The organism is Planktothricoides sp. SR001 (genome assembly GCF_001276715.1).
Classification (GTDB): Bacteria; Cyanobacteriota; Cyanobacteriia; order Cyanobacteriales; family Laspinemataceae; genus Planktothricoides; species Planktothricoides raciborskii.
Genome location: NZ_LIUQ01000051.1, coordinates 1 through 26132, shown reverse-complemented (window position 1 = coordinate 26132; position 26132 = coordinate 1). Strand labels below are relative to the sequence as shown.

The following is a 26132-nucleotide window of genomic DNA, read 5'->3' as shown; positions in this document are numbered from 1 at the left end:
CCTTTTGTAAAAAGAAGATAAAAACCCGGTTAAGTAAGAACGATTTAAGGGTTTTACCTTTGATAGGTATCCCCCTTTACTTCGTCTTTACCCCGAAGGGGGAAACCGATCGCGGCGATCTTTTTACGACCATTTACTCCAATTGTATCAGTTCTGCCACGGGTTGACATTTACTCTTAACAATCATTCATTAACCTATCAGGACAAGATTATCTTGGGTTAATGAATCAACGTGAACCCCGATTAAACTGGCAATAGTTTGACCACCAACCAGAAGTAATGTACTGTTATGGTCTTGGGCAATTGTCAGTTGATCGAACGTTAGACCAGGGGCTAAATCAATCAAGTCAATGGCACTTTCATAGTCAGCGATGGTATCAATTCCCCCTTGGGTGTTTAAGATAAAAGCATCGCTGCCAGCACCGCCGATTAAACTATCATTACCGATGTTGCCAGCGAGAAAGTCGTTGCCATCACTACCTATGATGGTATCGTTGCCATGACCACCACAAATGGAGTCGTTACCCAAGTCCCCAGAGAGAAAGTCATCGCCAGCATCCCCATGAATAAGGTCATCGTCTTTGCCCCCGTAGACCGTATCATCACCGTCGTCCCCGGAAATAGAATCGTTACCCTCGCTGCCAAAAATCACGTCATTGCCAGCCCCCCCCATAGATTAAATCACGACCATCTTGATCTCCCACATTAATATCGCTGACCCCACCAAAGATGGTGTCATCCCCCTGGTCGCCGATGACGGTATCGTTGCCGCGATCGCCATAAATTAAGTCTTCATCTTTGCCCCCAAAGGCAATATCATCATCTTTTCCGGCGTAAATAGTATCGTTGCCCTGATTACCATTAATAACATCATTACCTCGGTTGCAAAAAATTAGGTCTTGTTCTCCAGCCAAACCTATGGGAAATTCGCTGCCATTTCCCCCCGGAAATGGTATCATTATTTAATTCACCAAAAATGATGTAATTGTCATCATCACCGGAAATGCAATCATCATCTTTGCCCCCATTAATAAAATCATTGCCCTTGCCGCCATAGATAGTATCTTTGCCCTGATTTCCGTTAATCCAATCATTACTTGGCCTAGTATTTGTCACCGTAATGGTATAAGCGATCGCCTCTCCCGGCCCAGGAGTAATATTATTGACGGTTTTACTAACTTCTAAATCCGTACCAGGGGAAATCGTCGTAGTCAGGGTGCTGTCATTATTATTAATAACCGGATCTTCTGTGTTAGAAATGCTACTGGCAATATCCGTCAGTGAAGCCGCACTAGGAACCGTTAAAGCAATCACCGGGTCAATACTCTGAATTTTTATATTCTGTAATTCGTGAATGTTAGTAAAAAAGCCAGTAGTAGCCGCAAAGCCAAACTTGAAGGTCTCAGGAATTAGGCCGTTATTCGCTGCCGTAAGCTGAAAATTGATTAACTGTTCACTCAAGTCGGTAAAAACTCCATTATTATTAAAGTCAATGGCAACGATGATGCGATTGTCGGTGGTTAACTCGATTTGAACGCTTCGTTTAATGGCATTAGAGCGAGTAATGTTTGACCCCGGAAAATCTAAAGTCTAAGCCGGGTTAGGCAGATTAATTGTTTTGAGGTCTGGAGTTCCGGCTAAGTATCGATATTGTGTACTTTGACTCCCACGAATTGCTACAGAATCAGGAATTCTTCCGGTAGCTATACCCCCGGCATTTGTGGATAAAGTTGGCGATCGCCCTACCCGCAATTCATTATCATTAGAAAAATTCCCAAATTCATCAAATCCAACGCCTAAATAGCCACCGACTAACCCTGGGATTAAAGTTGGATTCGTACTGGATGTTTGTTTTTGGGCATAGCCCAAAGACCCACCAAAAGCACCGGCAGTTGTAGGGGAAGCTGTACCATCAATCAGAAAGAAACTAAAGCCATCCCCCGCAGAATTAGGGCTGCCACCATAAGCAAACAAATCAAATGTAATCTTTAAACCTGCCCCAGAAGGAAATGGGGTATTATTAATCGCAAACGCGGACTGAAATGTACTATTATTAGTTAATCTTAAAACTCCAAAACCCTCTGCATCTTGCCCAGTCCCTTCTAACCCAGGAAAACCAGGAATAAGCCCTGCCGGGGCTGCGGTCAATTTGGGTGGTTGCGATCTTAAACCACTACCAAATATCCACTCCCCTTGTGGGATACTTCCGTTAAAAATTTCAGCCACATAAGTAGCCGCTAAAATACCAGAGTAGGCTTGGATAATTGGCAATTCAAAAGCTAAACTATCGGGAATTTCGCCCGGTTTAAATTCTAATGCCCAATCGCCCCCAAGTTTGGCAGAACCAGTTAGGTTTTTCGAGGCGACAATCTTGGCATTGGTTAACGCCGCAAGCTGATATAAAAAGTCTTGGTTTTTTGGGTTAGACTCATTAGCTATTTGGCAGCCGATGAATTACGGCATTTTATGTCAGGAATTTTTGCCAATTTTGTAGGCGATCGCTGTATTGGTTTTTGCCGCACTTAACTGGGTTTTGCCTAGATGAATAACAATAACTCCGGATCTGCCATGAGAAACGATATAAAGTGTATAAATGTACCGAATATTTGCCTTTTTTTAATGGAAAGAAATTCACATAACATAATTTAAGATAACTTATTTTTTTATTTATCTTAATTTTGAAAAAAAGTGTGAAATAAATATCGATTATATGGATAATTTAAATAATAGTATATTCTCGATTTTTTACCATTAAAAAAAGCGTTTTTTACGTCAAATATCCCTAAAAATTTAAGTCGAAAATTAACAGAAAAATCACGTTAATTTAACCAAAATATTAATTAATTTGCTAAAAAATTTATATTTATGTTGTAAAAAAAGAGGTAAGCGAAGATATCCTAATAGGCGATATAGAGGCGATTAATATTTATTTTTCAAAAATAATTTGAATTTATGTTTAACATAATCCAGCATTTTGCTCTGATAAAATTACCATGATGTTTTTTAAAACATAAAACAATGATTATGCAAGCTAAAATAGCGATAATTATTATTTTTTTCACTATTTTAATCGTTAAAAAAAACAATAATTATCAGCGATCGCAGGCAATTGAATGGCTGTAAATTTGCCTTACTCATATTTTTCTTGATATAAAGATTATGCTCGATTGTACTCAATTTTTTGAGGAACAACAAGTTTTATTAAGATTTGTTACAGGAAACTTGTCCAACGGAGTCTCGATCCGTCTGTTGAACCGGCACAAGGAAAAAACCGCATCCAAATGCCGGGTCAAACAGTCAAAATCGTTTATAATCCAAACTCAAAGCGAATCAATATGAAATTAACCGGAAATCCAACAACTATTGATCTGAGTTAGATCTGAATTAGAGATGAAACCCTACCAGCAAATAGCGATCGCCGAATGTGGGGAACCATTAATCCCCATTCCTGTGGATATTTTGGCCGTGGTGTCTCCACACCCGTATCAGCAACTCGGTGCTGACTATGGAACGCGATCACCCTACATGATGCGGCAGAGTGTCGTAGAAAAACTAATCGTCGCCCAAAACCAACTCCAACAAAAACTAGGATGGCGACTGCAAATTTTCGATGCCTATCGCCCTGTAGCGGTGCAACAATTCATGGTAGACCATACCTATCAAGAATTAATCCAAGCCCAAGGACTAACCGAAACAGAATTAACGGGCGATCGACAGCAAGCAATTCTCAAACAAGTTTATGAATTTTGGGCGCCTCCGAGTTTAGATCCAGCCACTCCCCCACCTCATAGCACCGGCGCCGCTGTGGATCTCAGCATAATCGATTCAATGGGTGAGCCGGTTAACATGGGTTCGCCAATTGACGAAGTATCCCCGCGTTCTTACCCAGATTATTTTGCCACAAGTGATAATTGCATCGAGCAACAATATCATCTACACCGCCAACTCTTATCTGAAGTGATGCAGTTTGCGGGATTTGTGCGTCACCCAAATGAATGGTGGCACTTTTGTTTCGGCGATCAAATGTGGGCTTGGTTGACGGGAAAGTTAACCGCAATATATGGGCGAGTGCAATAACCCAGTTCCCCTAATTCAATAAAACCTCATGTAGAAGTTCCTGGTGCATTCTTGCCCGGTCAACGATGGATTTAATTTTTATATCCGAAAGGGCTTGGCCATTGGTGTAATGTTCCAGCCAACTTTGGCTAATCAGATTCGGATCTTCCGGCAAGTTAGATAATTCCCAGCCAGGGATATTTATTTCTTTCATTAATTGACTCACTTTGGGGTCATAACTGAGCGCAAAACAGCGACATCCTTCGGCAGCGGCCATAATCAAACTGTGATAACGCATCCCAATGACCATTTCGACTCCCGGAAATAGACCTTTGATTTCTTGAGGGTCTTCTAGGGAGAAAATATGACTTTTACCGGGCAGTTGAGCATGAATTGATTGGGCAATTTCTTGGTCAAGAGAGGCTTGAAAAGGCACCAAAAGAATGCCGGTGTTTGTGGCTTTTTGAAAATCAATTAAGGCGCGGGTTAAGGTGGCTAAACGGGCAGGGGTGAGTTGGGGGTGCGATCGCAAATTTACCGCCACACGAGGCGCAGGTAAATTGATGGCGGGTTGGGGTAAAGGTTTGGCGGCCAGTGCCCACACAGGATCCGGCGCCATGACCAGCGGCGGAATTTGCCATTCTGATAATAACTGCGCTGACCCCGTATCTCGGACACTCACGGCATCACAACCGGCAAAAGCTTGTCGGGCTAAATTCCGGATCGCCGGTCGATTTAAAGGGCCGACTCCTTGGGCCCAAGCAATCGTTTTCAGACCCATTTGCTGGGCTAATCCCATCAAGCCAATATAATAGAGGGGGCTCAGGGCGCTAGTGACATCTTGAATTAAACTCCCACCGCCCCAAATAAAGGCATCGGATTGGCGCAATACTTTAAATACATCAAAGGCAGACATCCGATTACAAGCCGCGACTTGGTAGCGATCGCGGGTCTGTTGCGGATTGCCACTCAGCACACAAGGGGTACATTCTGAGGGCAACATTTGCAACAACGACGCCATCAAAGCCTCATCCCCCGCGTTGCCCTTACCGTAATATCCACAACAAACCACCCGCATTTTCATTTCTTCGACTTGCCCTTACTGCATGAATCAATTTCCGTTCGCGGACTTCGTGCCGGAGGGCACTTTACCACTCATATCATGTTGCGGGAACAGAAATTTTTTTTCCAGCGAATCTTTACGAGCTTTTGCCCGATGGTATGATTAATGGTTTGAATCGCACCAACAAAGAGTTAACATTATCATGCACGCTTTATCAATTCCTACTTGGATTATTCACGTCTCTAGCGTGATTGAATGGGTAGCAGCCATTTGGTTAGTTTGGAGATATGGCGAATTAACCGGCGATCGCTACTGGTGGCCTTTATCTTTTGCCATGTTACCCGCTTTCGTCAGCGCCTTATGTGCTTGCACCTGGCATTATTTTGACAATCCCACATCTTTAGAATGGCTTGTCACCCTGCAAGCTGCCATGACCGTCTTGGGGAATTGCACCCTTTGTGCCGCAGCCTGGTGGATATGGCGTTCCGTTCGCTTATCAAAATAGTAATTTAATAGGAATTTAATCGGAAGTAAACAGTAGTTAAATACTAATTTAGCATTCACCTTTCCTAAACAAACATTCATGGCATCCATGATTTTTCCAGAATCAACCATCATCAGAAATGAAAAATTTACCGGAAATTTCCTGATATTTATGTGAGTTAATTATGATTTCTAAAGATACTTTATTTGCGGTTTCTCTGCTTCCTTATCTCGGTTTTTTATGGTTGATCACGCGATCGCGTCAGATGCCGCGTTTAGCATTAATTGGATTCTATGGCACTCTTGTATTTGTCGGAGTCACAATTCCAGCGGGAATTTATGCCAAAGTTGCTTACGGGGAAGCCTTAGCCAATATCGACTGGTTACATGGAAGTGCCGAAGTATTTCTTACCTTGGCAAATATTTTAATTGTCCTGGGATTTAGGCAAGCAGTAAAACGCCTGGAAAATTCAAACCAATCATAAATCACCAAAAATCACCAAAAATCACCAAAAAAAAGAGCGTGTCATTCGCTCTTTTTTTGGATGAATTCACTTAAATTCACACTAACTAATTACCAATCATTCATCCGACATCATTCACGAGGTAAATAGGCCATAGGATTCACTGCACCTTGCCCTGGGGGATGAATTTCAAAATGTAAGTGAGGGCCGGTACTGAATCCCGTGCTACCCATTTCGGCGACTTGTTCTCCCTGATCGACTTCTTGGCCTTCCCGGACTAAAATCCGACTATTGTGGGCATAGAGGGTGAAACTGCCATCGGGGTGAGAGATTTCCACGAGGTTGCCATAACCGCCGTCGTTCCAAGCGGCATAGGTGACAACCCCGGCAGCCGCAGCGAAAATCGGTGTGCCCACAGGAGCGGCAATGTCAATGCCATTGTGCATCCGTCCCCAGCGCCAACCATAGCCAGAGGAGAGCAGCCCCTGCGCTGGCCAGATATAGCCATTGAAAATCGCCGGACTGTTCGGCAAATAAGCTTCCGGACCATTCAGAGGAGGCAACTGCGGGGAAACCATCTGTCCCGTAGTCGGCTGTAGCAGAGGCTGGTAGGCAGTGGTTCCGGACGAACCAGTGGCCAGTAAATCCTGGCTGTTTGCCTCTTCGTCTCTGTTGGGTTTGGCGTTTTCTGGGAATGGAGTCCCAGGACGTTGCCGTTTTTTCGGCTTATCTTCCACGGAAGCCTGCAAGAATTGCGGCGATTGCTCAGAAGAATCTTCGGAAGAAGCTTGATTAGACCGACTAGGGTCTGGCGATCGCCCGTTGGCCAATTCCTGATCGGGATGATTCTGGCGTAGCCGCTCAATGTCCGCTCTCAATCCCTGGACATAGCCATTGGAAACGGTTTCGGTGGCAGCACCTTGGCTGGCTTGTGAAATTTGATTGGGCGCTACCGTAGATGGGCGATCGGTCGGCAAATCGGGAACTGTCACCATTAATTGATTGGAAAACTTCGCCGCCGACTCAATGGGCAGTTCGGGCTGAGACTGATATTGGCTTTCCGGTTGGCCAATGGGATATTTTTCGCGTAGTTTGAGCAGATCGGACTTCAAACTATTGACAGAAGGGGTTTTGCCCTGAGATGCACTGGGTAATCCTGCCCTGTTATGGCCGTAATCTATTGGCACAGGAGTAGAATCTACCGGATTTAAATTTCCTTTGCTTCTGCGGGTTGGGGCTAAAGGATAAATCGCATCTGTACCAAGGACAACCGGAGCAGAAACTTCATTGACAAAGGCTTCTGAAGTGAATTCAGCAGTCTGAGGCTGTTCAACTTTGGCGGATTCGTTCAGACTTGTGCTGTTTTCTTGGTTAATCAGAGGAATTTTAATTTTTTGGTTGGCTTTAATGAAGTGCGGATCGCTGATCTGATTTGCTTTCATCAGATCGGAGACAGACACATTATTTTTCTGAGCGATTATATCCAAAGTTTCGCCCACACCTACTTGATAAATCCTAGAGGCTGATGACACAGCGGTCGGTGAAATCACCACCGTATTGGTTAAATCAGGGGAAGCGACGACCGATGACTCTGGGGTGGCCTCTAGTGGTAAAGGCTGGGCGGTGAATTGAAATTGTGCGGGCTTGACGGTGAGCGGGAGATCGCGCTTCGGCGTTGCGGATGCAACATCGCTGGAAACTACGGAATTCATTTCCTGAATCTCGCTGTCCGTCGAAACTGTTGCCTCCGAATCGCTAGTGACTTCTAGTTCGGCTGCGGCAACTGATGTTTCTGATGTTTCTGATGTTTCTGAAATAGACTCCACGGGTGCGCTGGCGGATCCTTGTGGATGCCATAGCGCTTCTGTCTGCCCTGACAGGTCGTTAGCCGGGACTGGATTGCTAGATTCAATGCCAACCTGGGGAGAATCCAACCGAGGATTCAACTCCACGTCCGTTGCCCCTACATTTTGATAATTGGTGACTAATGGATTAGCTACTTCCATCAGCATTTCTTGATTTTCCGTGGGCGCACTTTGATGGGCTGTATAGCTGGGGGAACCGGGAATGATGGTTCGGGTTGAGGCCGGCGCTGAATTCGGCAGCGTTGCTTCGGAACCGCCCACTTCCAAGCTTTGACTGGACCACTGATTGGGCGAGGGCAAACTGACTGCCAAGCTATGGGTGCTGGGTTGGGTAGCAGAAAAGAAATATTCTGGCTGACTCGATGCACCTGGCGTCACCACGAATGAAGGTTGAGGTTTACCGATTTCCGTTGCCATTGGGACTCCGGGGTGAATCGCCGATAGATTTTCTGTGAGTGACTCTGGCTCATCGGTTTCGGCAATTTCCCCCTGGGTATCCCCGTCGGGGATAGCACCAGTTTCCCTGACATTTAGACTTATCCCTTGATTTTCGGCAATGACAAGCTGGTTGGTGTTTTCTGACAAGTCCTGAGCCAAAGAATCCTCTGAACCAGACAGGGAAATTTCACTGTCATGTCGCGGTAATGTATCCGCGATATCCAGGTCTGATGACAAATCAGGCTGGGGCGAAGTGGTCAGCCAATTTCCGCGATCGCTTGCCGGAATATGATTGGTGACAGCCGCTTCGCTTTGTTGAGGTACTAGCATATTTGACGCTCCCATTGAGATGGCCAATCCTAGCATGGCAGCAGAAGTACAAGCTTTGCTGCGGTTAACCTCTGTAAGCGCCTGTCTTGTTTGTCCGGCTACTGCATCACTACCGGCTGCACAGGAAGGAACAGGCTTCATATTGTCCTCAAATGCTCCTTTCAAAAAAAATACCTCCTAATTACCAGTAAAACTACATCTTGAATCAATCAATGTACTACCAGTCGTATGATGCTTAACATCTTCAGCCAGAGACAAGGGTCGCTGACAGATTATATCCTTTGGTCAGATTACCGTGATTTTTTAATTTCGGCAAGCGGTGAGACATGGAAAACATTGTTAAAGTATCATCGATTTTTTTCTTGGGTGTCTTTAAGACCGGGTTGAAAACTGCCTATCTGGATAAACTTACTCATTTTTGTAGCATAGTAGCAAATAAAATGCAGGCGATCGCAGTAGCATTTCACACACAATCGTGGTCTTTGTTCTCCTGATGGTGGTTCTGACCCCTCACCCCAATGGGCGGTAGATGCTTTGAATCATTGATGATAAAGTATTTCGGTCTTTTGATCCCCTTCATCTAGTTTTGTTCAACCCCAGAAAAATTTATTTTGACATTTCTGGGGATCGATCATTTTTTTATAAGTTTTGCTTATCTTTTCGCTCGGTGAATAGAGAATTTCAACGAGGATTTGCCTAGGGGGTTAATTGCCTGAATTGACCATACATAAGCTTTTCGGGATAATTGACTGGCATAGAAATCGGGTTAACGATTGCCAAAAAAATTAAAAATTGTCAAACTCTGATGAGATCGAGAGTTTGACGGTTCCCTGGTAGGGCGAAATTTTCTTTGGTGAAGCGATCGCCGCTTCACAAAACAATCATTCAATCGAATCATAGAAACACCATATCAGACAATCTAGATTAATCCTTCAGTAGAGATTTTTTGTCATCGACCAAACCAGCGATCTCCTGCGTTCTCCTGAATATATAAAACCCTCAGTCAACCGGGCTGACCGAGGGAGGAGATCGAGCTAGATTTCACAGTAAGCCCAATTGACGACGGGCTTCAAATAAACCAATCGCCACACTGACAGAAAGGTTCAGACTCCTTACTCCGGGCTGTGTCATGGAAATCGATAAAGTTGCATCGCAAGCAGCGAGAACTTCTGGGGACAGACCCGTGGTTTCACTGCCAAATAACAACCAGTCATCGTTGTGAAACTCGAATTGAATGTAATTGATTTGACCACGAGTGCTGAACCCAAGCAACCGTCCACCGCGCTGTTGATGGAATGCTTGAAACTCTTCTATGGTCGAATGATAAGTGAGACGAACATAAGGCCAATAGTCTAAACCAGCACGTTTCAGATAGCGATCGCTAATTTCAAATCCCATTGGCCCAACTAAGTGTAGTTCAGTTCCGGTAGCGGCACAGGTGCGAGCAATGTTGCCCGTATTTGGGGGAATTTGTGGGTGAACTAAGACAATTTGTGGCATTGAGTCCCTAAAAATTGCAGCAATAAACCAGCAGCGGATACACAAAGACCCCACCACTGGGAATTTATATCAGAATTGGACTATAACAAAAACTGTGCTACCGCCCACCAAAAATATCTTTGGGATGTCATCTGAGGCGGCGAGGAGAAATTGTCATGGTCTGCTGACTTTTTCTGATTCGGGGCGGCGCAATTTCCCAAGTTATATCCCAGACTTTTCCCACATAAATTTATGTTTAACCAGTAAATCTCACTGGGTAATCAATTAGTTAATTCAGTAAATTTTACGCAACCCTCGCTCCCTCGCTCGACATCTATTTTTATGCCAGGGATCCGCGTAAAAACTTACGGCTATTTTTACCACGGAGGCACTTGAAAGACTAATGGCATAATGCCCCGACCTTGTTTAAAAAATGGATCGCATACCTCACTATAATCATTGCCAACCCCCACCACATGACCTTGCTCAATTGCCACAGTTTTCCCGGCATATTGATGGATCAGTTCATCCAAGTGATCGTTGAGCCACTTTTGTTCTTCTTGTATAAGTTTAGAAAATTCTTGCGGAGATATTTGTTGTTCCAATGGTTCTTTTAGGTCATGTAAGGGTTCTGGTTTAAATCTGGAAAATTCTGGCGGAGATAATTGAGTCATGTCCGATTCTCCTGTAATTTTTGCTAAAAAATCTGATATTTTTTGGCTTATGATTATGGTAACACATATTTCCAAACCCAGTAAAAAAAAATATAAAAATTTAAGATATCAATGGTCAGTTTAAGCATGGCTGTCCGTGACCCTGGGCGAAGTAAATTCTCCAATTCCATATCCAGAAACAACCCTAGTCATTCCAATTGTGCCGATATTTCATTACTGAGGCGGTTTTTTCCTCTTGAGGGCTGTTTGTGATTTAAATCATCAAAATCCCTTGGACGTCTCTACTCAAATTTATCAAACCCAGAGAATTTTGTCCCATAAGTCCCATAAGTCAGACCGGACAATTTTCCCGCACGGCGGATCCCAATATAAATCAATCACAAGAGCAAATCCCCCTTGGGGCAGTTTTGGCAAAAAAATCTGCTGATTTGTGAGGAGTGAGTCCGGGCGATCGCCTTTTAAATGCTAACAGTTATACTTTTGGTCCCTTTGGCGTGGCTGATGTATTGCTTTCTGTATAAATACTAGCTAGATAAATACTAACTAGGCGATCGGCTTTATACCTCTAATTAAGTAGATTTACTTACGTAATTTTACTTACTAAATCAAAGAAAACCAACTATCAAAAATTGTATTTTCTGAAAATTTTATCAAGGTTTATGCGGGTTTGCTAATAATAAAAATATTGCTGCTATTTGCGCGGAATAATTAAGTCATATTTAATTATGAAAATTAATTAAATATATTTAAATATATTTAAATATATTTAAATCGTAAAAAAATCCTGCAAAAAATCAGCCACTTTTTCAGGAAATTGACCAATAGCAGTCTCATCGGAGAGTACCATCCCATCAAATCCAGCTATTTTTAAATCATATAAATGGACAACTTCGCTTCTGGTAGGTTGAGGAAAATAGGTCATATATTCCAGCACTTGGCCGGCGATGAATTTGGGTTTAGATAACTGGGGAAACTGGGCGACAAACTGTGCTTGCAATGCTCCCAAAACCCGCAAACCAGCTTGGGTTCCTAAATCCCCACGACAAAACCATAAGTCGTCAAAATTCCCATCGATATCCTGAAGAAACTGCATGGATTCAGGGCGTTCTATTTTGGCAATTAACCGGCGGTCTTGAGTCAATGGTCTGAGGTGTTCGGCTTCGGTGCCATCCAAAACAAATGAGCAAGCAAATTGAACATACTCATACTGTAATCCTAACTCAATGGCAGCGCGATCGCGTTGTCCTACCTGTGTAAAAGGCACCGGATGATCCAGTCGATTAATCCCTTTATAAGCACTTAATGAACCATTGACTAAAACTTCAGCGGTGGCTTGCCTTTGACCAACTTCTGTAACTTTAATTTTGAGGCGATCGTCATTCAGGGAAAGGATATCCCCGACTTGCAAAACCTGGAATAGATCGAGATGTGGCACAGGTAAATAATCAGGAGATGCAGAAACTTCTCCAAAAAATAAGCAAACATTTGCCGGAATTTCTGCCTGGGATGGATACTGACCAATTCGCATTTTAGCCCCTTGCAAATCTAAAATCACCGGCCAGACTTTTCCCTGGTTGTAAAAAATGCTCGACAGCCGATCCAACCATGTTTTTAATCCTTCTAAGCTAAGATGAGCCACATTCAGGCGAAAGCCATCAGCGGTTTGACAAAAATACTCAATGATTTTCGGCGATTCACTGGCAGGCCCCAAGGTAAAAACTCGTTTCATCGGTCAATTTCTCCCCAATCAATAGATTTATTTGTTTACGACTTTTGACTGAGAAATGGGAATTTGAATCAAAAACTCAGTTCCTTGACCAAGCTCTGAATGACATTCAATAATCCCGCCATGTTTCTCCACAATAATTTTATAACTAATCGACATCCCCAGACCAGTTCCCTTACCGACGGGCTTCGTGGTAAAAAATGGATCGAATAACCGCTTTTGTACATCCTCACTCATGCCAGGGCCATTATCCTGAATGCGAATCGCCACCTGAGAAGGTTTGATGCATTCGGTGGGTTGAACTACCTCGGTGGTAATGGTAATAATATGTGGATTCGGTTGATTTTCCAGTGCATCCATTGCATTGGCCAACACATTCATAAAGACTTGATTGAGTTGACCGGCATAGCATTCTACTTTCGGTAAATCTCCATAATTTTTAATGATTTCAATTCCGGAATTTTTGCCTTTGGGTTTGCAGCGATTCTGTAAAATCAACAGAGTGCTATCAATTCCTTCATGGATATTCACCGGCTTCATTTCCGCCTCATCCAAACGGGAGAAATTGCGTAAAGATAAGACAATCTGACTAATTCGTTCCGCGCCAATTTCCATCGAGGCTAAGATTTTGGGCAGATCCTCCATTAAAAAGTCCAGATCGATATTTTCCGCTTCTTCTTGAATTTCTGGCACCGGATCCGGGTAATTTTTTTGATACAATTCCATCAAACCCAGCAAGTCTTCCACGTAGTTTTTGGTGTGAACCAGGTTGCCGGTAATAAAGTTGACGGGGTTATTAATTTCGTGGGCAATTCCCGCCACCATTTGCCCCAAACCAGACATTTTTTCCGTTTGAATTAGCTGGCTTTGAGTTTGTTTGAGGTTTTGTAAGGCTTCGCTGAGTTGTTGGGCTTGGGTTTGGGCAGCCAAGGCTGCGGCATGAGTTTGGGCGTAGAGTTCCGCTTGGTCAATGGAGAGGGCGACTTGATCGATAACGGCGTGTAAGAGTTCCACTTCGCTATCAGTCCAAGGACGCGGCCCGCTAGAATGACTACAAACCACAGCCCCTAGCTGTCCCGATCGCGTTTCCAAGGGTAAAAGCAGAACGGAAGTAATGCCCATTTCACTCATCAGCGATCGTGTATCTTCATCTAAATTGTCCTGGGTCATCACTTCGTCTACGCGCAAGGCTTCGAGACGCTTAATTCGATACGCCAAAGGCCCTGTTTTTTTCGGCGGATATTCGCACAACAAGCTGGGCAGTTCGGGAAGTCGTGATTCATGGGTGACGGTGAGAGAAGATTGGATCGGATTGTGGAAATACCAGACAAATTGGCAGCGGTCAATTTTTAATAAGCTGCGAATTTCCGTCACGGCGGTTTCCAGAATCGTATCCAAGTCCAAAGAATTGCGAATTTGGCTGGCTAGTCGGAACAGCAAGCCTTCCCGACGAGAGAGTAACGCTTCCCTAGCCCAAGCCCGGTCAATGGCCACGGCGATCGCCTGAGCCACCCATCCCAAGGCACTTTGAATCGAATCGGTAAACGGTTCACGACTACATAAAATCATCACTCCCGCTAACCGATCTTCAAGGATTAAAGGATAACCGGCGAAATTGGCTTGCAGTAAACAACTATTAGAAAACAGTTCTTTTAAAGCCCCACTCATGTTGGAAAAATTTCCCATCACCAGTTCACGTTTTTGGCCAATATTCCAGACTAAAGAATCACCGGGAGGACAGCGTTTGGGAAAGATGCTCTCATCTAACAAATGTCCGGCTTGGGCGCGTAGTTCTAGCAGGTTGGCCACGGAATTAAAGATCCAAATATTCGCCGAACTGATTTCCAAATATTTCACCATCGCATCGACACAATGTTGCAATAGGTTTGCTAAAGATCCTCCTTGTCCCAAGGTTAGACCCATTTCCGCGCTAAATGCACTCAGGTGGGCGCGTTCCCAAAGCATTGCTTCGGTTTTTTTGCGTTCTGTAATATCCTGAAAATAAACCGACAATCCCACGGTATGAGGGTTGGCTCGGATATCTAACCAAATCCCAAGTAAAGGTTCAAAGACTTCAAAATGAACTTTGGTGTTATCCGCGATCGCCTGGTGACATTGTTGGCCAATGGTTTCTAATAAACCAGGAAATTCTTGCCAAATATTTTGGCCGATTAATTGTTCGCGATCGAGCATAAATATTTCTTCAGCTCGTAGATTAATGTAGCTAAAATTCCAGTATTTATCTACTACAAAAAAACCATCACTAATACTTTCTAGAATATTGATTATTTTTCGATGAGATTTGACTAATTGTTCTTCGGCTTCTTGGCGAGCGTTAATTTCAAAAATTGCCCCATCAACATACAGCATTTCCCCCGACTTATTAAAGATTCCCCGGCCTTGGTCATGGACCCATTTAATTTGACCATCGGCGGCGATCAACCGATAGTCGATAGAAAATGATGGATTTTTGGGACTGATGTTGTTAAAAGTTTGTTCGACCACGATTCTATCTTCACCATAAATCAAATCATAATAATTATGATTTTCTTGACGAATAATTTCTTCGTTTGAATACTTAATAATCTCAAATATTGCTTCACTGATAAATTCTATTTTAGGCTTTTTTTGAATTTTGGATCGGTAAATAGCTCCAGGAATGTTAGAAATCCAATTGCTGAGTAAGTGTTCTGGTTCTGGCCAGGTTTGGGATAATCTATAGACCGATAAACCTGACGGGGGGGTTTGGCTATATATTTGAGAATTTACTGGTTTATGATTAGCAGAAATTAAGGATGTTTTGGCAGAAGTTTCAGAACTGTTCTGAGCCAACCCTAAAGTAATTCCAGAAATATTAATATTGACGATTAAATAGGCGAATGGTTCACCTTGACTATCTCGTTTTACCGTCCAGTGACTCGCCACGGTAATTTCTTGCAAATTTTCCTGGCGTTCGCGAAGCGGCGCGGATGCGCTATCGCTTTTATTAGATGGGGTTTGGATGCGATTTTTTTTAAGTGTTTTAGGTCGGGATGGGGGGGATGAATCTTGTTTACATTGAAACAGTATCCCTTCCCAATGACCCTCACTGAATAAGTGTCTTTTTACCTCCGCTTCGGCGATCGCAAAACGGGTTTTCAACAACAGATCCGCATTTTGACCAAGCACTTCAGCGCTGGACCATCCATATAGCCTCTCACAGCCATGATTCCAATGAATAATTCGCCCATTGAGGGCAACACCCATCATAGCTAAATGTCCCAAGTCTTGTGCCCCTGATAATAAGAGCGAACTTGGCGTTGATGGAAACTCAATAGAATGATGATTTGGTTGCTGATTTCGCATGACTTATTCCTAGTAAATATGCAAAGGTTGTCACCGTTTGCTATTCTCCTTGATCCAACATTGTCCGCTCTGCCGATTCATGGTCTCGGTGAGATATCTACATCGGTGAATGCCCGATCGATCTCTAACAGGAATTAAAGCATTAAAGATGACTGACGATCTCTTGACCAATCCGCCCATATGACCCTGATTAAGTCCAAGGGAAAATAATTCTGGGTGCGATGTTTTATTCCTATGAGAGAATTTTTTTCGGTTTTTGTTCAGAATCGGACTAAACCTATACGGTTCCAAAGAAGCTTTATCTTCCAAAGAAGCTTTATCTTCCAAACTATAGCTGCCTTGTTCATTTGTTTGCCATCAGACCCAAAGTTCTAACTTTCACCTGAGAGAAGGTGATTCGGAAGCTATCCGTATCCGAGCATTGTTTTTGGGGTGCTGTTATCCCAGGGGTTGCAGAGTCGCCGACCAAAATTATAAAAAATCGCCAACGATAACCCCCTTACACTCACAACTGACTCAAGGTGTGACGAGAATATCTCTTACTTCGATTGTAACTGTCCACTTCCCTAATCGAACAGTTGGCAACGAATAAAGGTCTGAAGTGTGGTGTTACGATTTTATGACTCGGATGGTGAATTTTACTCATGCTGAGTCAAGGGGCATCGAACTATGGACTTAACCAGGGGGCATGGATCCTTTTTGGGTTGGCTCATTGTTTCTCGGTAGGCTGAGATTCAATTGGGATGAGTGTTTTGCTGCTTTTTTCTGTTAAAAATCAGTTGAGGAAATTTTTCCTCGACTCCTAGGAAGGAGATTTTTTCCCGCTTTTTTTTGGGGATTTTTCGTTAAAAAAATTCCCTTGAGTGGGTGATTGCAATAATCCATTTTTCCCGGTAACTATGGGAGTCAAAACCCTAACTTAAACGCTAACTTATGAGAAAATATATCAGAGATTATATCAGAAGATTATATCAGAGATTGTGAGTCTCGGTTTTTGGTTATGGGATGCCAAGACGCATTTAGCAATCGTTACTTGTAGCGGTGCTTTTGTGCAGGGAAGCGGCGGCGTGGGGATCGGGGGAGCGAGGCAAGGAGGACAGAAGGGATCGAGGCAGCGGGCAGCGGAGGAGTAATCACGAGTAATCACGAATAATCGCCAATAATCGCCAATAATCGCCAATAATCGCCAATAATCGCCAATAATCGCCAATAATCGCCAATAATCGCCAATAATCGCCAATAATAAATAAACTATGGAATAAAACTTAGTAAAACTTAGTAAATTTTGTTATAGAGAGCGATCGCACCACGCGGTTAAAGCCACGGCTAAAGCATCGGCGGCATCATCAGGGCGGGGAATTTCCGGGAGGTTTAGTTCTCGGGCAACGGCGGCTTGAACTTCATGTTTTTCCGCATTGCCATAGCCGGTTAAGGCTTGTTTAATTTGGGCGGGGGTATATTCAACTAAGGGCAGTTTATGCTGGGCTAAAACTAATAGGAGAACTCCGCGAGCTTGGGCGACTAAAATGGTGTTGCCCATGCGGTAGAAAAAGAGTTTTTCAGCGGCAACTAGGTTGGGTTTTATTTGGTTGATTAAAGCGTGTAAATCTTCATAAATGGTGCAGAGGCGATCGCCTAATTCTTGGCTGGATGTGGTTTGAATAATGCCAAAATCAATCGGTGATACCTGGGTTAAATTTGGACTTGCTTGATTTGCTTGATTTTCTTGACAAAGAATTGCCCCGAACCCTAATCTGGCTAATCCCGGATCTAATCCTAAGATACGTTTTTGCATCATTATGTTATTAGTTATTAGTTGTTCGTTATTAGTTGTTCGTTATTAGTTGTCCGTTATTAGTTGTTGGTTATTAGTTATTAGTTATTAGGGCTAGATGCCCGAATAAATAACTAACAACCAATAACCAACAACTAACAACCAATAACGAACAAAAGAATCCCTACCCACCAATAACTCCTTAAACCCCCCTTTCAAAGGGGGGCAATAACCAACAACTAACAACGAATAACAATTAACAATTAACTTTCTTCCGCCATTTCAATGCCAAAGACGCGACAAAATACTTTCTGTACTTTATAGCCAGAGTCAATGGATTCTAGGGGGTCTTTACGCAGACGGTGACGTAAGCAGAGGGTGACAACCCGACGAATATCATCTACGGTGACTGTGGTGCGACCTTCATAGGCGGCGATCGCCTTCGCGGCGCGGTTGGTGACTAAATCTCCCCGTAAACCGTCTACATCTAATTCAGCACAAACCTGAGAAATTTGGACTCGCAAATCATAGTCAATGGTCACGGAAGATAAAAGTGTTTGGGCTTCTACCAGCCGTTTTTGCAAGGCTTCTTGTTCGGTGACGTGCTTTTCCAGATAGGTTTGGGGATTTTGGTCAAAGCTTGACCGTTCTTCCACAATTTGCACTCGCAAGGCCGGATCTTTGACGGTGCGAATTTCCGCGTGCATTCCGAAGCGATCGAGCAGTTGGGGTCTGAGCTCTCCTTCTTCGGGGTTGCCAGAACCTACGAGGACAAACCGGGCTGGGTGACGAATGGAAATCCCTTCCCGTTCTACGGTGTTCCAACCAGAGGCGGCGGAGTCGAGGAGGACATCCACCAGGTGATCGTCCAGCAGGTTGACTTCATCGACGTAGAGGATGCCCCGGTTGGCTTTGGCTAGTAATCCTGGTTCAAAGGCTTTCACCCCTTCGGATAGGGCTTTTTCAATGTCAATGGTGCCGCAAACTCGGTCTTCTGTGGCGCCTAGGGGCAGGTCTACCATTGTGACTTTTTTCTTAGCGATCGGCAGTTCTTCGTGGTGGGCTAGGCGATCGCGCACCATATCGCTCATCATTTCAGGATCTCTGGGATCGCTGTTAAAGGGATCGTCAGCAACCACATCGATTTCCGGTAGCAGATCGGCTAAGGCGCGGATAGTGGTCGATTTGCCCGTGCCGCGATCGCCCATAATCATCACACCGCCAATTTTGGGGTCAATCACGTTTAACAGGAGCGCTAATTTCATCTCTTCCTGACCGACAATGGCGGTGAAGGGAAAAACAGCGCGACGGGAAGTTGTTGTCGGGTTGGGGCTTGCTAGGGCTGTCGGACTCACGAAATTACCTAAATCTTACAATATATATAATTAGTCGTTCTCATTGTGCCATAGAGTCAGACACAACAATCAATCGGATTGTTGGCGGCTGACTTTTGGTGGTTTAGCGGTTGACCCCATCCCCTTTTCCTGTGTAGGTTGGTTAAAAGAAACTGGGAAGGGAAAAATCACCGTAAGCCAAGCAATGGTGTTTGATGCCAATACGAAAACAGAATCACAGCCCAAGACGAACCAAAGACAACGAACGTAGCAACACAGCTATCTAATCCCACCAAGCGCGAAGGAAGTTGGGGTCAATGTCTAATTCATCCGCATCTTGGGCGATCGCCTCAAAATCGGCAATGATTTGATAACAAGCATCCCCACGCCATTCAATGCCATCAATACTGACACGATAATCTTCGCGATCTGGGGAGATGACATAGCCTTGAAAAGTCCACTCAAACCCTTTACTTTTTTGGGCTTGACCAAATTGAAAAATTTCCCGAATGGTGGGTGAACAATTTTGTCTTTCTGCGGGATCGGCAAAGCCGCGATCGAGCAATTCTTGCAACTGATCCACGGTCAATGCATCAAAGTAATGAAGTCCACCCAAGCGCTGATTTTGCCAATCAATCGGTTGGCCAAAAATAATTGTATCTCTGGTGGCATAATCCCGATTGTAGTTAAAGCACTGTCTGGGGGAAAATGAGGAAAAAATAAAACTCGGATTTAAGGGGTCGATTTGAATGTTGATATCTTCAGGGCTGACCCCCAAGTTGAGAAAGTAAAGCCGCAGGGCTTCTTTTCTATCTAGCGGCGAATTCTCTAGGCATTGTTTCACATTCGGGCAATTGTGAATTACCCCGGTCATGGATTGACAGTCTAGTTGCATTGGGCAATACATGAGGACTCAGTGCGATCGCGCTTGTAGGACTATATAAAATATAAACCCAATCAGCCCGGTTTTTGCCATAAGTTTTGCCCAAACCCCAAAATTTAATTAAAAAACCGGGTTTCTGAACCCGCTGTTTTACCTCTCTTTATGCAGGACATAGCACAACTTAGCAATTTTACCATCGGGAGATTCGCTAATTTTTTGAAAAGTGATTGCTTGCAAGTTCTCTAAAAATGGCAAGACATTATAAGTTTTTGAGCCATCAAATTTATCTTTTTCGGCTAAATTCCATTTCGGCCACCAATTTCGTCCGGTGATTGATGTTGGCACAACATCCACAGTAATTTTGTAAACACCTGTTTCCATCTTTGGGGAATTAAACAACATAGAAAAATCTATGGTATTTTCTTGAATATTCCAATTACTGGCTTGCATAAATTCTGCTACGGCATTTTGATCTATATCCTCAAAATCGGGGCTATCATTATTAAATGTTCCGCCTAATTTTAGCTGAAAATCAGGGGATACAGATAAAACGTAAGGTAAAGGATTGTGTGCAAATTCGTACTGAATATCTTGCCATTGTTCAGCGGAGTCGGTATTTTTGAACATCAGCCGTTCGATGTTTCGCTCGTTTTGCACCAGGAGCATCACGTTGCCATCATTAATTGTGACTTGACGTTCAATTCCTGCTAGATTTGATTCCAAGATATCCGATTCAATGTTTAACAATGAGGGTTGTTCTACTAGGCGATGATAAAAAATTACAAATTGGTCATCGCTAAAATTGAGTCCGTCACTTTGGCTGGCTTGTTTGAGGCGATCGAAGTAACTGGCGACATTTTCGTAAGTCCCCAAAACCATTACATAGAAGGGGTGAAAGGTTTCCGGTTTATTAGGCGTTGTCGTATAATCAAAATACTCATTGGTTAAACCCACGTCGTAAACAATGCCATCAAATTCGCTCCGCACTCCCAAAATTCCTACGGCATACTCTTTGTCTAAATAGTTGGTTTTTAAGCTATTGAGTACCGCCGTCATTTCCCCTTCTTGTTGATACAAATCGGTGACAACAATATAAACTTCGTTAACTGGTGTGTCGTCTATCGGTTCCACCGCTTTGTCAATTCGCGCATCAAGAAAGGACTCGCTGCTGCCGTCATAAAACCAAGGACTTTGGGCAATTCGAGTAGATGTTTCTTTGCTTAAGCGCGTTCGGTTGATGCCAAAACGATAGTATCTGGGGGGTTGAGACTGGGAAAAGGCAGTGGTGGTCGCCATGTCCAGCAGACGGAGGGTGCGGATATAGCGGCTGTCGGGAATGTTAACAAACCCTTGCATGGATGGGGTGCCGTCTATTTGAACGATCGGGGTGATTGATACTGATGTTGATGCCTGGTTTTCCAGTTCCCCGGTGGTCGGCAGGGTGCATTCCCAGTTATCTTGCTTGATACAGCCAGTCAGAGTTAAGGACAGGATGGTGATTCCTACAGCATAGATGGCTTTGTTCATGGTAATTCCTTGCTCCCTCGCAGGCAGCGATAAATTTTAAATGTAAATTTTTGTAAAATGTAGCAAAATATACAGAAGAAAAAAAAAAAATATGAATACTCTCTAAAAAAGAATAACAAATTCATCAAATTTATTGCATAAAAGAATCATTAAAAAAAATCAGACTCGATAATCACAAGTCAACATGATTTCAAAAAATGACCGATGATATTCAAGCGCGAGGGTGGGAAATATGTCGGCTATTCGGGGCAATTTTTTTGGGATTTATTTTGCTCCAGATAGGTGGTTGGTTATTTTCTACCGGCATGATTCCTTTGACAGCAATCAAACCTGATGAATTTGTGAAGAATAATTATGGTCCTGCCGCTTTGATTGTATTCTGGGCTTCATCGATCGCGGCAGCAATCTGGTGGGCGATCGCTGTTTTTTATTTCCGACCGAAGTTCTATCCTAAAGAAGACACCAGCATTGGTCAATTGATTTGGTGGGTAATCTTCATATTTACCATCTGTATTGCCGGTTTATCTCTACATTCTTATGGAAAAACTATTCCTGAAGCAATTCCCTCAATGTTAGGGAGTTTAGTCATCATTATGGCGATCAATTTTTGGTTAGCTACAGCAGTGAGTACGCCTTTGCTGCTGACTTATGTAGTTCCTGGTGCTCAATGGTTGCAACGTTTTTTGAGGATAAACTAGACTGATGACTCTGTATATTATCGCTATTGGCGGAACTGGTGGTAAAATTGTCGAAGCTGTTGCCCATTTAGCGGCAGCAGGAATTTATTCAGTCAGTGGATCAGATAATTCAGAAAACATTAACGTTTTATTTGTAGATCAAGATCAAGCGAACGGCAATATAGCGGCGTCCAAGAAAACTATTGACAACTATGAAAAATGCTCCAAAATTTTTGATGGCAATAATGATCTGCCTTTGATGCAGTCAAAAATCGAATACCTTGAAGAATGTTTACAGTCTACATCGGGTGAAAACAAGGTTAAGCTTCAAGAAGAGTTTTACCATAGTTATCCTGAAAATGATCGAGTGCGTAACTTATTTCATGTTTTATATTCTTCAGACGAAAGAGATGACGAGCTTGGGGGGGGATTTCATGGCCGTCCCGCAGTTGGTGCGGCGTTTATAACTCGGGTCATTGGAGATCGGCATAACCAAAGTAATTGGCAAAAGTTTATTGACAAAATTTTAGCAGATGTAGCTACAGGAAAAGCACCGAGGGTGTTTCTCTGCGGTTCGATTTTTGGTGGCACCGGAGCGGCTGGATTTCCGACTTTGGGTCGATTACTGTTAAATAAGTTGCAAGCAGAAAAACTGCGGAATAGTGTGAAGGTGGGCGGAGTGCTTATGTTGCCTTACTTTCAATTTACAACATCAGAGCAACAAAAGTCTCCGCAAGCCAAAATCTGCGCGAAGTCTGAAGAATTTATTCTCAGAAGTGAGGCCGCTTTACGATATTATGCGACGAATAAAGATTTAAAATTCGATCGATTCTATCTGCTGGGAACGCCGGGACTTACTCAGGTTTCTAACACTGAGCCCGAAGGCAGTGAACAGCGCAATACGCCTCATTTTCTAGAACTTTATGCAGCCTTAGCGTTGCTAGATTTTTTGCAAATTGGCAACAACAATCAAAACGACAATCAACGAAATCAGGTGTTTCTGATCAGCCGCGAAAAAGCAAACGCGGTGACATGGAGCGATATTCCAGATGAAGATAAAGTTAAGAAGAAGCTGGAAAATGCGGCTCGATTTGCTTTTGTCTGGAATTATGCGATCGCTCACGATTTGGAATATGCGATCGAAAGCAAGGGACCGAATGTTGTCCCTTGGTCGTTAAAGTTTTTCGATCGCGCTAAACTGAAGAGTGAGCATAAGCAGATCGAGGAAATTAATAACTGGTGTCAAGATTATTTGCGATGGCTGGCGATGATTCATTCGGAAACCGGAGTAGAACTGTTTAATATCGATTATTTTGTGCAGGATAAAGCTGAAAAAACACTCAAATCAGACAGCAAAGAAGTAAGAAATGAGTTCAGCAATTTGCTAAAAAGCAGTAGTAGCGTGTTGATTAACAATATTTTGGAACGGCTACCTCGAATGGCTAAAAAGATTAAACCTCCCAATGGCGGCGTCGTGCGATTAGCCAAAGCACTGTACCTCACAATTGATGAAAAATAATCTTAGAAAGGGTGCATCTCAGTTATGAGATAAGTATATATAAGTAGGTAGGTACAAAAAATCCAAAGTATGTAAAGATAAGTAAAGACCAGTCAGCTCGTTGGAGGAAAAAATTATGGGCGCTCGTCTGAGAGTATTTCTGACCCCGGAAGAAGATCGAACCTTGTTTGAACTTAGAAAGGCAACCACTCTACCTCAAAGGGTAAAAGATAGAGCCTCCGTTGTCCGGTTGAATGCTGATGGATGGTATGTTGAAAAGATTGCGAGTCACTTTAACTGGTCTGTTGAGAGAGTCAGGGACACACTGCATCGTTGGGAGAAGAAGGGACTAGGGGGACTGTGGGACAAACCGGGGCGCGGAAACAAACCGAAGTGGAAAGAGGCTGATATAGCTTATGTAGAAGAATGTCTTAGGCAGGAGCCACGCACCTACAACAGTAAACAACTGGCTAAAAAACTGGCGGCAGAACGGCAAGTTTACCTAAGTCCAGATCGCCTCAGACGGGTTCTAAAAAAAAAGGGAATAATTTGCAAACGAACAAGAATCAGTCATAAAAGTAAGCAAGACCCTGAAGAAAAAAAGATAAAACAAGCCGATCTAGATATGCTGGAATTCGCCGCAGCAGCGGGAGAAATTGACTATCAAGTATTTAGACGAGTCGGGGTTTTGTTTATGGAGTTCAGTCGGTTATACCTATTTTCCGTCCAAGGAACAGAAACGTCAGGAACAAACGCCAAGACGAGGGAGAAGACTGAGCATTTTAGGAATAATGCAACCAAAAGTGAGCTTTAATTATGGCCTTGCTATTGGAAGTTTTACCAGTAAATCTTATATGAAAATGATGGAAATAGAAGCGGATGAAGCGGCGGAAGCGTTAACCAAAACCGGACGAATTAGAGTAATAGTGCAAGACAATGGTCCGATTCATAAAAGTTTAGAAGTTCAAAAGAAATGGTCTTCATGGGAAGAGAAAGGATTGTACATTTTTTTACTCCCTAAATACTGTTCTGAAATGAACGAAATTGAATTAGAGTGGCAGCATTTGAAACGTGATGAATTGGCCGGACGTATGTTTGAAGATGAACTAGACCTAGCTTATGCGGTTATGGCAGGTGTAGAGACCCGAAGCGCAGAGGGAAACTATACAGCCAAACGGGTTAAGTTTAAGTCTGGCCTATCTTCTTAACATATCTTTACTTAGTTTTGATTTTTTCACCTACCTACTTACTCAGGAAAAGTATATTATATTGCTGGAGGTAATTAAGCAGCGAATGCCCCATTCAGGTACGCACAGCGATGCTTCAGCACCTTGGGCACATTCTCCGGTAGCCATTAGACATCTCCGAAAATCCCTAAATACCCTCTATGGCTACTTTTGAGGTTTCTATAACTACTGTGCCTGGTTCTCCAAAAGTAACGAATTCATAGGCTTTTTGATTTTTGTTGATAATAATTAATCAATTTTGTTTCTGAATGCCAAGCATTTATTACAAAATTTATTCACAATTCTTAGCTCTAATGACAATGGCTCCTATTCGCCATCTTATTAGTCCACATACTGTTAAGATAACTGATTCGTAATTTTGGCGATTTAACCGAAATCTTTCTGACGCAACTCGATAAATTTTTATCAGCCTTATTAAATGTTCGACCACAATCCTTTCTTTGGCTTTTAATCGGTTTTCTTCTTTTTTTTCCACCGATATCTTTTGATGAATTGGTTTTTTATGCGGTGTATTAATTGCTGCTTCTCCTACATAAGCTAGATCCCCTATGTATTTTTGCTCTTTTCCTAGTTCCTTCCTTCTTTCTCTCCACAATGTAATATCAATTGTTGCGCCGGGATAACCAACAACTACATCTACTATTTCTTTCCCGTTTGGCATGACAATTACTTGATTTTTAAAGCTATGTGTTTTTTTCTTTCCCGAATAATATTTTTTCTGCTCTTGACTGTCTACAGGTCTTTCCCGAGGCTGTTCATAGCTATCTACTACTAACTCAACTTCCAGCAGAATTTCTTCGATCCACTCCCAGTCACTCTCGTTTTTTTTGACTTGTTATAATAAACTGGCTGGCAGTAAGTCTCTCAAAATTTTTATCCAAGGATGGAAAATATCATTCGCTGTCGATTCACTTACGTCAAAAATCCTAACATTTGAAATGTCGGCATTTGATGCAGATAAATTAGAGTTAGTAAGATTTGTGACTCTACAGATAATTTCTGGCGACGCCCCCCACCTCCTTTAATTAACCTGATTTTAGTTTTTTCTTTTTCCTCTCGGATTTTTTCCTCTAATAACTGCGCGGCTTGAATCAGTTCTATAAGTTGCTCATATTCCATCCCTAATAGCCTTTTTGCTTCTTGGGGATTTTTGTCCAGATAGTCTTTTAATTTACTCATCTATAATCCTCGCTAAAATTCTATTGTACCATAAATCATCCCGCATAGTTTTTATTTCGGAGATGTCTATTGTGCCCAAGGCAACTTCAC

The 26132-nt window shown here is 43.0% G+C and carries 21 protein-coding genes and 2 pseudogenes; 6 read left to right on the top strand and 17 right to left on the bottom strand.

The features are described 5' to 3' along the window. Positions 1 to 190: 190 nt before the first annotated feature. The 5 genes and pseudogenes from AM228_RS22870 to AM228_RS36980 all read right to left on the bottom strand — a co-directional run. On the bottom strand, positions 191 to 673 hold the full coding sequence (locus AM228_RS22870) for a calcium-binding protein (protein ID WP_054469250.1): 483 nt from the start codon (positions 671 to 673) through the stop codon (positions 191 to 193). Next, entirely contained in the window at positions 654 to 914 is a 261-nt protein-coding gene (locus AM228_RS22865; protein ID WP_054469249.1) for a calcium-binding protein, read from the bottom strand. Before AM228_RS22865 ends, AM228_RS22870 begins: the two co-directional genes overlap by 20 nt. Then, positions 874 to 1461: a DUF11 domain-containing protein gene (locus tag AM228_RS35640; RefSeq protein ID WP_054469248.1), complete on the bottom strand. Its 588-nt coding sequence runs from the start codon at positions 1459 to 1461 to the stop codon at positions 874 to 876. Before AM228_RS35640 ends, AM228_RS22865 begins: the two co-directional genes overlap by 41 nt. 129 nt (positions 1462 to 1590) lie before the next feature. Continuing rightward, positions 1591 to 2271 (bottom strand): hypothetical protein, encoded by a 681-nt coding sequence (locus AM228_RS22855; RefSeq protein WP_054469247.1) that lies wholly within the window; start codon positions 2269 to 2271, stop codon positions 1591 to 1593. A gap of 27 nt (positions 2272 to 2298) precedes the next feature. Next, positions 2299 to 2439 (bottom strand): annotated as a pseudogene (locus tag AM228_RS36980) (DUF4347 domain-containing protein); the annotation flags it as partial. Between the two features lie 951 nt (positions 2440 to 3390). Here AM228_RS36980 and AM228_RS22850 point away from each other — a divergent pair. Next, on the top strand, positions 3391 to 4077 hold the full coding sequence (locus AM228_RS22850) for a M15 family metallopeptidase (RefSeq protein ID WP_054469246.1): 687 nt from the start codon (positions 3391 to 3393) through the stop codon (positions 4075 to 4077). 10 nt (positions 4078 to 4087) lie between these two features. On the opposite strand, the gene csaB is transcribed toward AM228_RS22850, so the two are convergent. Next, entirely contained in the window at positions 4088 to 5134 is a 1047-nt protein-coding gene (gene csaB / locus AM228_RS22845) for a polysaccharide pyruvyl transferase CsaB (protein WP_369817797.1), read from the bottom strand. 187 nt (positions 5135 to 5321) lie between these two features. Between csaB and AM228_RS22840 the strand changes: the two genes are divergently transcribed. Together AM228_RS22840 and AM228_RS22835 are read left to right on the top strand one after the other, a co-directional pair. Then, positions 5322 to 5624 carry a DUF2499 domain-containing protein gene (locus AM228_RS22840; protein ID WP_054469244.1) on the top strand — a complete coding sequence of 101 codons (303 nt, stop codon included), beginning with the start codon at positions 5322 to 5324 and terminating at the stop codon, positions 5622 to 5624. Between the two features lie 163 nt (positions 5625 to 5787). Continuing rightward, complete coding sequence (locus tag AM228_RS22835; RefSeq protein WP_190880062.1) at positions 5788 to 6087, top strand: DUF3593 domain-containing protein; 300 nt, start codon at positions 5788 to 5790, stop codon at positions 6085 to 6087. A gap of 110 nt (positions 6088 to 6197) precedes the next feature. Here the strand turns inward: AM228_RS22835 and AM228_RS22830 are convergent, their stop codons facing one another. The 9 genes from AM228_RS22830 to AM228_RS22790 form a co-directional block, all read right to left on the bottom strand. Continuing rightward, positions 6198 to 8840, bottom strand: a complete 2643-nt coding sequence (locus tag AM228_RS22830; protein ID WP_082349021.1) for a peptidoglycan DD-metalloendopeptidase family protein — start codon at positions 8838 to 8840, stop codon at positions 6198 to 6200. 900 nt (positions 8841 to 9740) lie between these two features. After that, the gene (locus tag AM228_RS22825; protein ID WP_054469242.1) at positions 9741 to 10199 is read right to left on the bottom strand and encodes a tRNA (cytidine(34)-2'-O)-methyltransferase; all 459 of its coding nucleotides are present in this window, start codon (positions 10197 to 10199) and stop codon (positions 9741 to 9743) included. Between the two features lie 356 nt (positions 10200 to 10555). Next, positions 10556 to 10852, bottom strand: a complete 297-nt coding sequence (locus tag AM228_RS22820; RefSeq protein ID WP_054469241.1) for a DUF5678 domain-containing protein — start codon at positions 10850 to 10852, stop codon at positions 10556 to 10558. 766 nt (positions 10853 to 11618) lie between these two features. Next, positions 11619 to 12581: a pyruvate kinase gene (locus AM228_RS22815; protein ID WP_054469240.1), complete on the bottom strand. Its 963-nt coding sequence runs from the start codon at positions 12579 to 12581 to the stop codon at positions 11619 to 11621. Positions 12582 to 12608: 27 nt separating this feature from the next. Further along, positions 12609 to 15923, bottom strand: coding sequence for a PAS domain S-box protein (locus tag AM228_RS22810; protein ID WP_082349020.1), 3315 nt, complete (start codon positions 15921 to 15923; stop codon positions 12609 to 12611). A gap of 1288 nt (positions 15924 to 17211) precedes the next feature. Next, a complete protein-coding gene (ruvC, locus tag AM228_RS22805; RefSeq protein WP_054469270.1) occupies positions 17212 to 17718 on the bottom strand; it encodes a crossover junction endodeoxyribonuclease RuvC in 507 nt (168 codons plus the stop codon). Positions 17719 to 17960: 242 nt separating this feature from the next. After that, the gene (bchI, locus tag AM228_RS22800) at positions 17961 to 19052 is read right to left on the bottom strand and encodes a magnesium chelatase ATPase subunit I (RefSeq protein ID WP_054469239.1); all 1092 of its coding nucleotides are present in this window, start codon (positions 19050 to 19052) and stop codon (positions 17961 to 17963) included. Positions 19053 to 19314: 262 nt separating this feature from the next. Next, a complete protein-coding gene (locus AM228_RS22795) occupies positions 19315 to 19926 on the bottom strand; it encodes a hypothetical protein (RefSeq protein ID WP_156331988.1) in 612 nt (203 codons plus the stop codon). 138 nt (positions 19927 to 20064) lie between these two features. After that, on the bottom strand, positions 20065 to 21441 hold the full coding sequence (locus AM228_RS22790) for a hypothetical protein (RefSeq protein ID WP_054469237.1): 1377 nt from the start codon (positions 21439 to 21441) through the stop codon (positions 20065 to 20067). Between the two features lie 197 nt (positions 21442 to 21638). On the opposite strand from AM228_RS22790, the gene AM228_RS22785 reads away from it, so the two are divergent. The 3 genes and pseudogenes from AM228_RS22785 to AM228_RS31215 all read left to right on the top strand — a co-directional run bounded on the left by AM228_RS22785 (position 21639) and on the right by AM228_RS31215 (position 24824). Next, positions 21639 to 22139 carry a hypothetical protein gene (locus tag AM228_RS22785; RefSeq protein ID WP_054469236.1) on the top strand — a complete coding sequence of 167 codons (501 nt, stop codon included), beginning with the start codon at positions 21639 to 21641 and terminating at the stop codon, positions 22137 to 22139. A 4-nt stretch (positions 22140 to 22143) separates the two neighbouring features. Beyond that, positions 22144 to 23637 carry a tubulin-like doman-containing protein gene (locus tag AM228_RS22780; RefSeq protein ID WP_054469235.1) on the top strand — a complete coding sequence of 498 codons (1494 nt, stop codon included), beginning with the start codon at positions 22144 to 22146 and terminating at the stop codon, positions 23635 to 23637. Between the two features lie 115 nt (positions 23638 to 23752). Then, a pseudogene (locus AM228_RS31215) lies at positions 23753 to 24824 on the top strand (IS630 family transposase). Between the two features lie 310 nt (positions 24825 to 25134). Here AM228_RS31215 and AM228_RS33365 read toward each other — a convergent pair. Both AM228_RS33365 and AM228_RS36975 read right to left on the bottom strand, forming a co-directional pair. Next, entirely contained in the window at positions 25135 to 25650 is a 516-nt protein-coding gene (locus AM228_RS33365; RefSeq protein ID WP_197285376.1) for a transposase family protein, read from the bottom strand. 125 nt (positions 25651 to 25775) lie between these two features. Beyond that, positions 25776 to 26042, bottom strand: coding sequence for a transposase family protein (locus AM228_RS36975; RefSeq protein ID WP_354635652.1), 267 nt, complete (start codon positions 26040 to 26042; stop codon positions 25776 to 25778). Positions 26043 to 26132 lie beyond the last annotated feature (90 nt).